Below are 13,263 nucleotides of genomic sequence, written 5' to 3'. Positions count from 1 at the left end.
AGGTAGACCATCTAGATCATGTAGATCATGTAGACCGTGAAGCAGACCATGTAGCAGACATGAATCCGACGATGAAGAAATCATCGCTGGTGCTAAACACTACGCGGCCCCGAAGCTGAGTCACATGCGACCGCAAGCCGCCGCCATGCGCCCCTCCCACCTCGCCCTCGCCGTCCTCGTCGCCGCCCTCTGGGGGGTCAACTTCGTCGTCATCGACGTCGGGCTCGACCACTTCCCGCCGCTGCTCTTCTGCGCTCTGCGCTTCCTCGTCGCCGCCGTGCCCGCCGTCTTCTTCGTCCGCCGCCCCAAGGTGGCGCTGCGCTGGGTCGTCTCCGTCGGACTCACGCTCGGCGTCGCGAAGTTCGGCCTGCTGTTCATCGGGATGAACCAGGGGATGCCCGCGGGGCTCTCCTCCCTCGTCCTGCAGATCCAGGCCGTCTTCACCGCTCTGCTGGCGATCACCCTGCTGGGTGAACGCCTGGGCCGGGCCCGCCTCATCGGCATGGCCGTCGCCTTCGGCGGAATCGTCCTCGCCGCCATCGACGAAGGCGCCTCGGGCCCGCTCGGCGCCTTCGCGCTGGTCATTGTGGCCGCCGTCTTCTGGGGCGTGTCCAACATCCTCACCCGTAAGGCCGCCCCGCCCGACGCGCTGAGCTGGATGGTCTGGGTCAGCCTCGTGCCCCCGCTGCCCCTGTTCGCCCTCTCGTTGCTCTTCGAAGGCCCCGGCGCCGACCTCGACGCCCTGCGCGCCCTCGACTGGAGCGGCGCCGGCGCCATCGTCTACGTCGCCTGGGTCACCACGGTCTTCGGATTCGGCGTCTGGGGCTTCCTGCTGCGGACGTACGACGCCTCCGCCGTCGCCCCCTTCTCGCTCCTCGTCCCGGTCTTCGGGATGTCGTCCGCCGCCCTGCTCCTCGGCGAGTCCGTCAGCCCGCTGCGCTGGGGCGCGGCCGTCCTTCTCGTCGGCGGCGTGGCCGTCACGTCCCTCACGCCGAGTCGTCGAGCAGCCGCAGCAGATACTCCCGCCCCGGCCCCAGCAGTTCCGGCAGCTCCTGGGCCTGCGGATACCACCGCTTCTCGTACTCCCAGCACAGCCAGCCGTCCCAGCCCGCTCGGCTGAGCAGCTCCACCGTCTCCGCCAGCGGCAGCGCCCCTGCCCCCAGCGGCAGGGGCGTCGTGTCCCCGGCCGACGCGATGTCCTTGACCTGCACGTATCCGAGGTAGGGGGCCAGCACCTTGTACGAGGTCGACGGCTGCTCGCCGCCGAGCCAGGTGTGCATCACATCCCACAGGGCCCCCGCGTTGTGGTGCCCCACCAGGCCGAGGACCCGGGCCACATCGGCGCCCGTGCGGTGCGAGTCGTGCGTCTCCAGCAGCACCCGTACGCGCCGGTCCGTGGCGTACTCCGCCGCTGCCGCCAGCCTGCGCGCGGCGATGACGTCCCCCTCGGGGCCGTCGCCGCCGGGGAACACCCTGATGTACGAACTCCCCAGGTCGGCGGCGAGGTCGACGTGTGCGCGGAGGTCGGCCAGCACCGGCTCGTCCGCGCCCGGCGCCGCCACCTTCGCGTACGACGCGATGCCCGCGACCTCGACGCCCGCCGCGCGGAACCGGTCGGCCACCTCGGCTCTGCGATCCGCCGTCAAACCGGTGTGCACGGGCTCCTCGTCCGCCGCCGCCCGCAACTCCACGCCGTGGAAGCCGTGGTCGGCGGCGAGCCGCACCACCTCCGGAACGGGCAGGCCTGGCACACCGAGAGTCGAGAACGCGAGCTTCATCCTTCGGACGCTACAACAGCAAGCGCCAGTCCTGACCCACCAAGTCCCTGCCGAAGCTGTGGTGCGGCTCCTGCCCCACCAGCTCGAAACCGGCCCCCTGGTAGATCCTCCGGGCCGCCACCAGCACGTCATTGGTCCACAGCACCAGCTCCCGGTACCCGGTGGCCCGCGCGAAGCCGACGCACTGGTCCACCAGCCGCCTGCCGATGCCGTGGCCCCGAGCGCCCGGCTCGACCAGCAGCAGCCGCAGCCTCGCCGTCCCCGGCGCGTCGTCCTTGACGCACATGACCCAGCCGACGGGCTCGCCGTTCAACTCGGCCACCCACGCCGCCTCGTGCTCCGGGTCGAATCCGGCCGCGAAGTCGGCAACGATGCGGGCGACCAGCGCCTCGTACTCCTCGTTCCAGCCGAACTCGGCCGCGTACACCTGCGCGTTGCGCTGGATCACCCAGCCCAGATCCCCGGCGCGCGGCCCACGCAGCCGGACCTCAGCCCGAGGTTCATGCCCCAGCACGTCCCGCACCGTGCGCATCGCCTCGGTCAGCCGCCGCCGGTCCTCCGCCGCCACGCCGCTCAGCATCTCCCCGACGGCCTCCCGGGCGCGCTCCTCCAGCAGCGCCGCCGCATCCCGCCCCCCGGCCGTCAGCTCCACCCGCTGCCGCCGCGCGTCCCGGTCCGACGGGCCCCGGCTCACCAGTCCCCGTTCCTCGAACTTGGCCAGCATCCTGCTCAGCTGCCCCGCGTCGACGGACAGCTCCGCCCGCAGATCGGCGGCGTCCGTGTGGCCGGTGTGCGCCAGCTCGTAGAGGACGCGCGCCTCGGTCAGCGTGTACGGCGTGTGCAGCCGGCGGCTGTAGTCCAGCGCGCCGATGCGGTTCGTATAGAACCGGTTGAACGCGCGGACCTCCTGCACGGGGTTCATCTCCGTCTGCACCGGGCCACCTCCGAATACCTTTGACTCCGTCAAAGGTATTCCTCCCGGCCGGGTCCCGCTAGCGCCCTGTGCGCGGCGCGCCCGTGGACGCCCGCACCATCAACTCCGTACGGATCGTGGCCAGGCCACCTGGCGGCGGCGCCTGGCGACCCATGACGAGCCGGCCCGCGCGGGCACCCGCCTCGTGCAGGGGAATCCGTACGGTCGTGAGCGCCGGTACGGCATCGACGCTGAAGGGAAGATCGTCGAAGCCGGCCACCGACACATCCTCCGGAATCCGCAGCCCCTGGTCCCGCAGGGCGGCGCAGACGCCCAGCGCCACAGAGTCGTTCGCGGCGACGACCGCGGTGAGCCCGGGTTCGCGGCGCAGGAGCTCGAGGGCGGCGTCGTACCCGGAGGAGCGGTCGTAGTAGCCGTGCACCGTGAGGCGTTCGAGTTCCTGGGGGGACCCGGCGAGGCCTGCGGCGGTGAGCGCCGCCCGATGGCCTTCCAGGCGGTGCCGGGTGGTGGTCCGCTCGGCGGGGCCGGCGACGTAACCGATCGTGCGGTGGCCGAGGGCCAGCAGATGTTCGGTGAGCCGCTGGGCGCCGCCGCGGTTGTCGAAGGCCACGGTTATGACGGCCTCCGCCAGCGGTGACAGCGGGGGCCGCCCGCACAGCACGATCCGCGTGCCGGACGCGGCGAGCCGGGCCAGCCGCACGGCGACCGCCCCCGTGTGCTCGGTGCCCTCGACCGCGCCGCCGGTCAGTACGACACCGGCCGCCCGCTGCCGCTCCAGCAGGGTCAGGTAGTTGAGCTCGGCCTCGGCGGAGCCGCCCGTGTTGCAGACGACGGCGAGCTTGCCGCCGCCAGGCACATCGCTGTTGCTGATCTCGCCCTGCACGGCGCTCGCGATGAGGCCGAAAAACGGGTCGGCGACATCGTTGACCAGCACGCCGACCAGGTCGGAGGTCGAGGCGGCCAGGGCCCGCGCGTGTCCGTTCACCACGTAGTCCAGGTCCTCGACGGCCCGGAGCACCCGCTCCTTCGTGCTGCCCGCCACGGGATAGTTGCCGTTCAGCACGCGGGACACGGTCGCTGCCGACACTCCGGCGCGCGCCGCGACATCGGCCAGGGTCACTGCCATCGGTTCTGATTCCTCCGGGTCGGTCTCACCCCCGGGCCCTCCGCCCGTATAGCGGCACATGCTCTCACCTAGGGCCCGCCCGGTCGATCTCCGTATGAGTGGTCCGGCGGGAAGGGCCTTGTCGGACGGGCTCGCCGCGCCTAGGGTCAGTCTACGTGCAAGCGCTTACTGTCGAGGCCGAGGAGCCGCCCGTGCCCGCCGCCGACCCCGCCCCCCGCCTCCGCGCCGCCGTGGTCGGCACCGGCGCCATCGTCACCGGATCCCACCTCCCGGCGCTGCGCGCCCACGGCGACCGCGTCGAGCTCGTCGCCGCCGTCGACGTCGACACCGACCGGCTCAAGGCCTTCTGCGAGACGGCCGGCCCCGACGTCACCGGCTACACCGACCTCGACGCCATGCTCGCCGCCGAGCGCCCCGACCTCGTGCTCATCGGTACCCCGCCCGCCTTCCACCGCGACCAGACCGTGGCCGCGCTGCGCGCCGGTGCCTGGGTGCTGTGCGAGAAGCCGCCCTGCCTCTCACTCCAGGAGTACGACGAGATCATGGCGGCCGAAGGCGCCGCATCAGGCCCGTACGCCGCCATCGTCTTCCAGCACCGTTTCGGCTCGGGCGCCGTCCACGCCCGCGAACTGCTCGCCTCCGGTGAACTGGGCGCGCCCCGGGTCGTCCACTGCCAGACGACCTGGTACCGCGACACCGCCTACTACGCCGTCCCGTGGCGCGGCACCTGGGCCAGCGAGGGCGGCGGCCCGGCCATGGGCCATGGCATCCACCAGATCGACCTGATGCTCGACCTCCTCGGCGGCTGGTCCGAGATCCGCGCGATGGCCGCCCGCCTGGTCCACGACGTCGAGACCGAGGACGTCTCCGTCGCCACCGTCCGCTTCCCCGGCGGCGCCCTCGGCACGGTCGTCAACAGCGTCCACTCGCCGGATGAGGTGAGCCACATTCGTATCGACTGCGCCGAAGCGACCCTGGAGCTCACCCACCTCTACGGCCACGAGAACCACCACTGGCGCTACACCCCGGCCGCCCACATCACCGACAGCGGGCGCGTGGACCGCTGGCGCAACCCGGCCACCGACGTCCCGAGTTCCCACATCGCCCAGATAGGTGAATTCCTCGACGCCATGGCCGAGGGGCGCCGCCCCCGCGCCTCGGGCCCGGACGGCCGCACCAGCCTGGAGTTCGTGTCCGCGCTCTACAAGTCCGCCTTCACCGGACAGCCCGTGTTCGCGGGCGAGATCGGCCCCGGCGACCCGTACTACAGCCACCTGCACGGCGACCACCCGCAGTGGGCCCCGAAGAGGACCGGAGAGGAGACCGGATGAGCGACCCGATCACCGTCACCCACGTCCACGGCGACCGGATCCGCGTCGCGTCCGGCGGCACCGAACTGCTGGCCTACGTCTACCGGCCCGATCCCGATCCGTACGAGTCCCGCAAGCCCTACGCCCACCCGCTGCGCACCCTCGCCGGACATGTCGTCACCGGCTACCGCCCCAACGACCACCGCTGGCACAAGGGTCTGCAGATGACCGCCAGCCACCTGTCCGGGCAGAACTTCTGGGGCGGCAACTCCTACCTCGGTCCCGACCAGGGCTACCAGCGGGTCCCGGAGAGGGTCGGCTCGATGCGGCACGACGGCTTCGAGAAGCTCGACGTCACCGCAGAGCGCCTGAGCTTCACCGAACGCCTCAGCTGGCTCTCCCACCACGGCGAGCACTGGTGCGACGAACGCCGCGAGATCACCGCCCACTCCGTCGACGCCACCGCAGGCGCCTGGGCCCTGGACTGGTCCATCCACCTCACCAACGTCCGCGCCGAACCCCTGCGCTTCGGCAGCCCCACCACCGCCGGCCGCGAACTGGCCGGTTACACCGGTCTCCACTGGCGTGGCCCCCGCGACTTCAACGAGGGCACCGTCCTCGCGGGTGGCGGCCTCACCGGCGAGGGCGCCACCATGGGGCAGCAAGCCCCCTGGCTCTCCTTCAGCACGCTCCACGACGAGGTCGACGCCTCCTCCACCCTCGTCTTCGCGCACGCGCCCGAGAACGTGGACGCGATCCACGCATCCCACTGGTTCGTACGCGAGCAGCCCACGCCCACCGTCGCCTTCTCCTGGGCCTTCCACGACGAGTTCGAACTGCCGCCCGGCGAGTGCTTCGCGTACCGCTATCGAGTGATCATCGCCGACGGCGCCTGGGACGCCGAGCGCACCGAACGCCATCTCAAGGGCATCCCGTGGTGACCCCGCCACTGCCCGGCGCCATCGGTCTCTCCCACCTGCGCCCGTACGACTGGGAGGCCGCCGACGGCCTCTGCGGCGGCAGCCCGCACCTGCATCTCGCCTGTACGGAGGCGTACGTCGTGACCGGCGGCCGCGGAGCCGTCCAGACCCTGACCGTCGCCGACGGCTACCGCGACACTCCGCTGGAACCGGGCGCCGTGGTGTGGTTCACCCCCGGCACCGTCCACCGCATGGTGCAGGGCGCGGACCTCCGCGTCACCGTCCTCATGGAGAACTCCGGCCTCCCCGAAGCAGGCGATGCCGTCTTCACCTTCCCGCCCGCCGTCCTCGCCGACCCGGACGCCTACGCCCGCGCCGCCGCATCCCCGGCCGACGACACGGCCGCCCGCCGCCGCCGCGACCTGGCCATGGAGGGCTACCTCCCCCTCCGCGACGCCTCGGCGGCCGGCGATCCCAAGCCCCTCCTCGCCTTCCACCACGCCGCCGCCCGCCTCGTCGCCCCCAAGGCCCGGACCTGGCAAGCCCCTTGGCGCGCCGGCCCCCTCGCCGCCGCCCACCGCACGGGCGAACACCTCACAGCCCTCGCTGCCGCCGACCCGGCCCACCTCGCCGAGGCGACCGTCACCGCCACGACCCCCTCCCGCCGCTCCGGCTACGGCATGTGCGGCCGACGCGACGAGTACGCCCTCGACGGGACCGAGTAGACCTTCCACGACCCACCCCGACACGCCCCCGACCCCACCACGAACCTCGGGCGCCCCGGGTCATCCCGCGCAGCGGCAGCAAGCGCTTACGCCGCCCCTACCGCGCTCTTGTCGAACTCGTTCGACTCCGGCTACGCTGAGCAGCGAGAAAGCGCTTGCTATCGGCTAGATCACGGCACGCGAGGCCGGTCGATCGAGAGGAACCCCACGTGACACGCAAGACAGTGCGGATCGCCATGAACGGCGTGACCGGCCGCATGGGCTACCGCCAGCACCTCGTCCGGTCGATCCTCGCGATCCGCGAGCAGGGCGGGCTGGACCTGGGCGACGGCACGACGCTGTGGCCGGAGCCGATCCTCATCGGCCGACGCGAACACGCCCTTCGCGCGCTCGCGGACAAGCACGCACTCGACCCGTCCCTGGTCTCCACCGACCTGGACACTGTCCTCGCCGACCCGACCGTCGACATCTACTTCGACGCCCAGGCCACCGCCGCCCGCGAGGACGCGATCCGCAAGGCCATCGCCGCCGGCAAGCACATCTACACCGAGAAGCCCACCGCCACCGGCCTCGACGGCGCTCTCGACCTCGCCCGTCTCGCCACCGCCGCAGGCATCAAGCACGGCGTCGTACAGGACAAGCTCTTCCTCCCCGGCCTCCTCAAGCTCAAGCGGCTCATCGACGGCGGCTTCTTCGGCCAGATCCTCTCCGTCCGCGGTGAGTTCGGCTACTGGGTCTTCGAGGGCGACTGGCAGTCCGCGCAGCGCCCGTCCTGGAACTACCGCGCCGAGGACGGCGGCGGCATCGTCGTCGACATGTTCCCGCACTGGGAGTACGTGCTGAACGAGCTGTTCGGCCGGATCCGCACCGTGCAGGCGCTCACCGCCACGCACATCCCGCAGCGCTGGGACGAGCAGGGCAAGCCGTACGACGCGACCGCCGACGACTCCGCGTACGGCGTCTTCGAGCTGGAGGGCGGCGCGGTCGCCCAGATCAACTCCTCCTGGGCCGTCCGCGTCAACCGCGACGAACTCGTCGAGTTCCAGGTCGACGGCACGCACGGCTCGGCCGTGGCAGGCCTGCGCAACTGCCGCGTGCAGCACCGCTCCGCCACCCCCAAGCCGGTCTGGAACCCGGACATCCCGGCGACCGAGGCGTTCCGCGACCAGTGGCAGGAGGTCCCGGACAACACCGGCGACGACGGCTTCACGAACGGCTTCAAGGCGCAGTGGGAGCTCTTCCTGCGGCACGTCTACCTGGACGAGTCCTACACCTGGGACCTGCTGGCCGGCGCCCGCGGCGTGCAGCTCGCCGAGCTGGGTCTGAAGTCGTCCGCCGAGGGCCGCCGCCTCGACGTACCGGAGCTGAGCCTGTGACAGCGCACACGATCCTCCTCCCCGACGCGCAGGGCGAGCTGTACGCGTACGAACCGCGCATCGCACCCGTCACATACGGAGCCGGGGGCGCACTCCGCAGCCGCATCGTCTATTCGGCCGCCCACGTCGTCGCCGACCCCTTCCGCAGTGCCCCCGACGCACCGGCGGCCGTGGACTGGGACGCCACTCTCGCCTTCCGCCGCCACCTCTGGTCGCACGGCCTGGGCGTGGCCGAGGCGATGGACACCGCGCAGCGCGGCATGGGCCTGGACTGGGCGGGCGCGGCCGAGTTGATCCGCCGCTCGTCCGCCGAGGCGAGCGCGGTCGGCGGCCTCATCGCCTGCGGCGTCGGCACCGACCAGCTCACCACGCCGGCCACGACCCTCACCGAGGTCATCAAGGCGTACGAGGAACAGCTCGCCGTCGTCGAGGAGGCCGGCTCGCAGGCCATCCTCATGGCGAGCCGCGCCCTCGCCGCCCTCGCCAAGGGCCCCGAGGACTATCTGGAGGTATACGGCCACCTCCTCCGCCAGTCCGCCGAGCCGGTGATCCTGCACTGGCTGGGCCCGATGTTCGACCCGGCGCTCACGGGCTACTGGGGCAGCGAGGACCTGGACGCGGCGACCGACACCTTCCTGGAGGTCATCGCGGCCCACCCGGACAAGGTCGACGGCATCAAGATGTCCCTCCTCGACGCCCAGCGCGAGATCGACGTCCGCCGCCGCCTGCCCAAGGGCGTGCGCTGCTACACCGGGGACGACTTCAACTACCCCGAGCTGATCGCGGGTGACGAGCAGGGCTTCAGTCACGCTCTGCTCGGCATCTTCGATCCCCTGGCCCCCGTCGCCGCGGAGGCGGTGCGCACGCTCGACACCGGTGACAGGGACGGCTTCCGGGCCCTGCTCGACCCCACCGTCGAGCTGTCCCGGCACCTGTTCGGCACGCCCACCCGCTATTACAAGACGGGTGTTGTGTTCCTGGCCTGGCTGTCCGGCCACCAGTCGCACTTCACGATGGTCGGTGGTCTGCAATCGGCACGCTCCCTCCCGCACCTGGCCCGGGCGTACGAACTCGCCGACCGCATCGGCCTGTTCCCCGACCCGGCGCTCGCCGAATCCCGAGTACGCAATCTCCTCTCCGTATACGGAGTGTGACAGTGACCACTGACAACACCCGCCTGGCCCGGCTCAGCATCAACCAGGAGACGGTCAGGCAGCTCTCCATCCCCGCCCTGGTCGAGGGCGTCACCGCCCTCGGCATCACCGGCATCGGCCTGTGGCGGGCCCCCGTGCAGGAGTACGGGGTCGAGGCGGCGGCGAAGCTGGTGCGCGACGCCGGTCTGACCGTGACCTCGCTCTGCCGGGGCGGTTTCTTCACCGCCGCCGACCCGGACGAGCGCAAGGCGGCCCTGGCCGACAACCGCACCGCCATCGACGAGGCCGCCACGCTCGGCACCGGCACCCTGGTCCTGGTCTCCGGCGGCCTGCCGGCCGGCGACCGTGACATCGCCGCCGCCCGCGAGCGCGTCGCCGACGCCGTCGCCGAACTCGCGCCGTATGCGGGTGAGCGCGGCGTACGGCTGTCGATCGAGCCGCTGCACCCCATGTACGCCTCGGACCGGTGCGTGATCTCCACGCTCGGCCAGGCGCTGGACATCGCCGAGCGCTTCCCGGCGGAGCAGGTGGGCGTGGTCGTGGACACGTACCACATCTGGTGGGACGACCGGGTGGGCGCGCTGATCGACCGGGCGGGGGCGGCCGGCCGGATCGCGTCCTTCCAGCTCGCGGACTGGATCACCCCGCTTCCGGAGGGGGTGCTGCTCGGCCGTGGGCAGCTCGGTGACGGCAGCATCGACCTGCGCTGGTACCGCGAACGAGTGGACGCCACCGGCTTCGACGGGGCGATCGAGGTGGAGATCTTCAACCCCCGGCTGTGGGCCCTGGAGGGCGCCGAGGCGCTCGCCGAGATCGCCGACAGATACGTCCGGCACGTCCTCTGAGAAGTTTTTCAAATTTCTTTCGCGAGGCGTGCAACCTTCTTGCGGGGACGTGGGTCGTACATGTCATCAGGCCCCGGAGGGGGCTCGCAGGGGCCTGGTTATGGGGGGAAACGCGGTGGCCGGAGGGGGGCTCGGGGCACCGTAAGGGGAGGGAACGCCTAAGGGGTCCGGCTTGCCGGACCCCTTTCGCCTGTCCCGGGGCAGCGGCACAGGGACAGGGACGACAGGACCTACGCGCGGGCGCGCCGGGCCAGCACGGCCGCCGTCACCGGCACGAGGATCTCCAGCGCCCCCGCGACCGCCTCCACCGGCAGCCCTTGCCGCTTCGCCACCGCCTGCGCCGCCGGGTCGGCCACCTTGCCGAGCACCGCGGCCACAAGGCCGCCCCCGGCTGAGACGCCACCGGGATGCGGTTCGGCTTCCATGGCGGCCTGGGCGATGGCCTGGCAGAGCTCGGCCGTGCCGCCGGGGGTCAGGGAGTCGTCGGTCAGTACACCGGTCAGCGAGGCGACCGAGCCGCTCACGACGTGCCGCGCGGTGTCGGCGTCGCTATGGAGCAGCCCGGCGATCTCCTGGAGCCGGTCGTCACCCAGCTCGTCCAGCACCTCGTCCTTCAGCGGTCGGTCGGTCATGTTCCGGACGGTACGCGCGAAACGCCCGCTCGTCCTGCCGACCGGCCCCGTAAGGATGTAATGAGCCGGGTCCGGGGGCCGGGGCTCCGCCTCAGAACGGCACGCCGCAGCGGAGGATGACGTTCGCGTACGGCCGCGCCTCACCGGTCCGAACGACGAGCCGGGCGGCCCGGGTGCGGGCCTTGAACTCCTCGTGCGGGACGAGCTCCAGATCGGGGAAGCGGTCGTCCAGGAGCGCGGTGGCGCCGGGGTTGGCGTCCCGGATCTCCCGGGCGGCGACGGCACCCTCCACCACCAGCTCGTCGAGCAGGCCCTCGAGGACCTCGGCGAAGGACGGCGTCCCGGCGCGGAAGGCCAGGTCGACGACGATCGGGCCGTCGGGTATGGGCAGGCCCGCGTCGCAGACCACCACCAGGTCGGTGTGGCCGAGCACGGCCAGCGCCCCGCTGAGGTGGCGGTTGAGGATTCCGGCCTTCTTCACAGAGCTGCGACCTCTTCCAGGGTGGGGAAGGACTCCTGGGCCCCGGCCCTGGTGACGGCGGCGGCCCCGACCCGTACGGCGAAGCGCACCGCCGTCTCCAGTTCGTCGCCCGCGCCGAGCCGCCAGGCCAGGGCGCCGGTGAAGGCGTCGCCCGCGCCGGTGGTGTCGACGGCCCTCACCGGGAGGCTGGGGACACGTACCTGGCCGGCCGGATCCGCGACGAGCGCCCCGGCCGCGCCCAGGGTGACGACCACCGAGCGCGGGCCGAGGGCCAGCAGGCCGGCGGCCCAGGACTCCGCGGTGTCCCCGGCATCGGATCCGAGGAGGAAGCGGGCCTCGTGCTCGTTGACCACCAGCGGATCGCAGGCGGCCAGGACCTCGGCGGGCAGCGGCGCGGGCGGCGACGGGTTGAGGACGACCCGCGCCTCCGTGGCTGCCACCGCGGCGGCCACGGAGGCGACCGTGTCCAGCGGGATCTCCAGCTGGAGCGATACCACCCGGGCCGCCGCCAGCAGCTCCCCGGCGGCCTGTACGTCCTCGGGGGACAGCCGCGCGTTGGCGCCGGGGGACACCACGATGCTGTTGTCTCCGGAAGGGTCGACCGTGATCAGCGCGACCCCGGTCGGCGCCCCGCCGGTGAGGAGGCCGGCGGTGTCGACGCCGGCCGCCCGCAGGGAGTCGCCGAGCAGGCGCCCGTGCGGGTCGTCGCCGACCCGGGCCAGCAGCGCGGTACGGGCGCCGAGGCGGGCTGCGGCGACGGCCTGGTTGGCACCCTTGCCACCCGGGTGGGTGACCAGGTCGGAGCCGAGAACCGTCTCGCCGGCCGCCGGGCGGCGGTCGACGCCGATCACCAGGTCGGCGTTGGCCGACCCTACGACCAGCAGGTCGTAGCCGTGCATCGTCGTTGTTTCCTTTACGTCGATTCGTACGCGGGGCAACGGGGTCAGGACGAGAAGCCGGCGACGTTCTTCGAGGTCACGACCTTGACCGGCACCTTGACCGTGCTGTCGACCTTCTGGCCCTTGGCGGCCTTGACCGCGTTCTGCACCGCCAGCTTGCCCAGTTCCGACGGCTGCTGCGCGACCGACGCGGAAAGCGTGCCCGCCTTGACAGCCGTCAGGCCGTCCGGCGTGCCGTCGAAGCCGACGACCTTGACCGACTTGCCCGCCTTGCTGCCGAGCGCCTTGATCGCGCCGAGTGCCATCTCGTCGTTCTGCGCGAAGACGCCGGTCACGTCGGGGTGGGCCTGCAGCAGGTTGGTCGTGACGTCCAGGCCTTTGGTGCGGTCGAAGTCGGCGGGCTGCGAGGCGACGATCTTGATGCCCGGGTAGGCCTTCAGGCCCTCGGTGAAGCCCTGGCCGCGCTCGTTGGCGGCCGACGTGCCGGAGGTGCCCTGCAGGACGAGGATGGTGCCCTTGCCGCCGAGCTGCTCGGCGATCGTCCGGGCCGCGAGCTTGCCGCCCGCGATGTTGTCGGACGCGACGGTGGCGGCGACCGTGGCCTTGTTGACGGTGCGGTCGGCGGCGACGACCGGGATGTTGGCGTTGTTGGCGGCCTTGACGGACGGGCCGGCCGCGTCGGAGTCCACCGGGTTGATGATGATCGCCTTCACGTTCTGGCTGGTGAAGTTCTCGATCTGGTTGGCCTGCTGGGAGGCGTCGTTCTGCGCGTCGGTGACGGTGAGGCTGACCCCCTCCTTCTTCGCCTCGGCCTGTGCGCCCGCCTTCAGCTGCACGAAGAAGGGGTTGTTGAGGGTGGAGACCGACAGGCCCACCTTCAGGTTCGACGAGCCGGACGACCCGGAGTTGCAGGCGCCGGCGGTGAGGGCGAGCGCGGCGACGGCGGCCGCGGTGACCGTGATCTGCTTCGTACGCATGGCTGTTCCTTGCGGGTGAGTGGTAGATCCAGCCCGTCCGGCGATGGGGGACGCACGGGCCGAGGGGACGGACGGCGGGGGGTGAGGGGCGCGGGGTGAGGCGGTT

At 72.0% G+C, this 13,263-nt stretch carries 12 protein-coding genes and 2 pseudogenes; 7 read left to right on the top strand and 7 right to left on the bottom strand.

Features of this window, described 5'->3' with window-relative positions; all coding sequences use genetic code 11:
- The first annotated feature begins 145 nt into the window (after positions 1 to 145).
- Positions 146 to 1,120: an EamA family transporter gene (locus ACFXJ5_RS16145; RefSeq protein WP_384631076.1), complete on the top strand. Its 975-nt coding sequence runs from the start codon at positions 146 to 148 to the stop codon at positions 1,118 to 1,120.
- Here ACFXJ5_RS16145 and ACFXJ5_RS16140 read toward each other — a convergent pair.
- From ACFXJ5_RS16140 to ACFXJ5_RS16130, 3 genes and pseudogenes are all read right to left on the bottom strand, one after another.
- Positions 1,107 to 1,778, bottom strand: a pseudogene (locus ACFXJ5_RS16140) (sugar phosphate isomerase/epimerase family protein); the annotation flags it as partial. The gene ACFXJ5_RS16145 and the pseudogene ACFXJ5_RS16140 overlap by 14 nt on opposite strands.
- Positions 1,779 to 1,788: 10 nt before the next feature.
- The gene (locus tag ACFXJ5_RS16135; RefSeq protein WP_384631075.1) at positions 1,789 to 2,700 is read right to left on the bottom strand and encodes a GNAT family N-acetyltransferase; all 912 of its coding nucleotides are present in this window, start codon (positions 2,698 to 2,700) and stop codon (positions 1,789 to 1,791) included.
- Positions 2,701 to 2,770: 70 nt separating this feature from the next.
- Positions 2,771 to 3,838: a LacI family DNA-binding transcriptional regulator gene (locus tag ACFXJ5_RS16130; RefSeq protein ID WP_384631014.1), complete on the bottom strand. Its 1,068-nt coding sequence runs from the start codon at positions 3,836 to 3,838 to the stop codon at positions 2,771 to 2,773.
- 155 nt (positions 3,839 to 3,993) lie between these two features.
- Between ACFXJ5_RS16130 and ACFXJ5_RS16125 the strand changes: the two genes are divergently transcribed.
- The 6 genes from ACFXJ5_RS16125 (at position 3,994) to ACFXJ5_RS16100 (ending at position 10,168) form a co-directional block, all read left to right on the top strand.
- Positions 3,994 to 5,169: a Gfo/Idh/MocA family protein gene (locus ACFXJ5_RS16125; RefSeq protein WP_384631013.1), complete on the top strand. Its 1,176-nt coding sequence runs from the start codon at positions 3,994 to 3,996 to the stop codon at positions 5,167 to 5,169.
- The gene (locus ACFXJ5_RS16120) at positions 5,166 to 6,089 is read left to right on the top strand and encodes a PmoA family protein (protein ID WP_384631012.1); all 924 of its coding nucleotides are present in this window, start codon (positions 5,166 to 5,168) and stop codon (positions 6,087 to 6,089) included. Before ACFXJ5_RS16125 ends, ACFXJ5_RS16120 begins: the two co-directional genes overlap by 4 nt.
- The gene (locus ACFXJ5_RS16115; RefSeq protein WP_384631011.1) at positions 6,083 to 6,793 is read left to right on the top strand and encodes a cupin; all 711 of its coding nucleotides are present in this window, start codon (positions 6,083 to 6,085) and stop codon (positions 6,791 to 6,793) included. The genes ACFXJ5_RS16120 and ACFXJ5_RS16115 overlap by 7 nt, the downstream gene beginning before the upstream one ends.
- A gap of 209 nt (positions 6,794 to 7,002) precedes the next feature.
- Positions 7,003 to 8,169, top strand: coding sequence for a Gfo/Idh/MocA family protein (locus tag ACFXJ5_RS16110; protein WP_384631010.1), 1,167 nt, complete (start codon positions 7,003 to 7,005; stop codon positions 8,167 to 8,169).
- A complete protein-coding gene (locus ACFXJ5_RS16105) occupies positions 8,166 to 9,323 on the top strand; it encodes a dihydrodipicolinate synthase family protein (RefSeq protein ID WP_384631009.1) in 1,158 nt (385 codons plus the stop codon). The genes ACFXJ5_RS16110 and ACFXJ5_RS16105 overlap by 4 nt, the downstream gene beginning before the upstream one ends.
- Before the next feature lie 2 nt (positions 9,324 to 9,325).
- Positions 9,326 to 10,168: a sugar phosphate isomerase/epimerase family protein gene (locus ACFXJ5_RS16100; protein WP_384631008.1), complete on the top strand. Its 843-nt coding sequence runs from the start codon at positions 9,326 to 9,328 to the stop codon at positions 10,166 to 10,168.
- A 230-nt stretch (positions 10,169 to 10,398) separates the two neighbouring features.
- Here the strand turns inward: ACFXJ5_RS16100 and ACFXJ5_RS16095 are convergent, their stop codons facing one another.
- The 4 genes and pseudogenes from ACFXJ5_RS16095 to ACFXJ5_RS16080 form a co-directional block, all read right to left on the bottom strand.
- Entirely contained in the window at positions 10,399 to 10,800 is a 402-nt protein-coding gene (locus tag ACFXJ5_RS16095) for a DUF937 domain-containing protein (protein WP_384631007.1), read from the bottom strand.
- Between the two features lie 91 nt (positions 10,801 to 10,891).
- Positions 10,892 to 11,281: a D-ribose pyranase gene (gene rbsD, locus ACFXJ5_RS16090; RefSeq protein WP_384631006.1), complete on the bottom strand. Its 390-nt coding sequence runs from the start codon at positions 11,279 to 11,281 to the stop codon at positions 10,892 to 10,894.
- Positions 11,278 to 12,180, bottom strand: coding sequence for a ribokinase (gene rbsK / locus ACFXJ5_RS16085; protein ID WP_384631005.1), 903 nt, complete (start codon positions 12,178 to 12,180; stop codon positions 11,278 to 11,280). The genes rbsD and rbsK overlap by 4 nt, the downstream gene beginning before the upstream one ends.
- 44 nt (positions 12,181 to 12,224) lie before the next feature.
- A pseudogene (locus tag ACFXJ5_RS16080) lies at positions 12,225 to 13,091 on the bottom strand (D-ribose ABC transporter substrate-binding protein); the annotation flags it as partial.
- Positions 13,092 to 13,263 lie beyond the last annotated feature (172 nt).

Origin of the sequence: Streptomyces sp. NPDC059373, from assembly GCF_042751495.1 — a bacterium.
Classification (GTDB): domain Bacteria; phylum Actinomycetota; class Actinomycetes; order Streptomycetales; family Streptomycetaceae; genus Actinacidiphila.
Note: the sequence above shows the minus strand (reverse complement) of the source record. Positions and strands in the feature narration are given on the sequence as shown.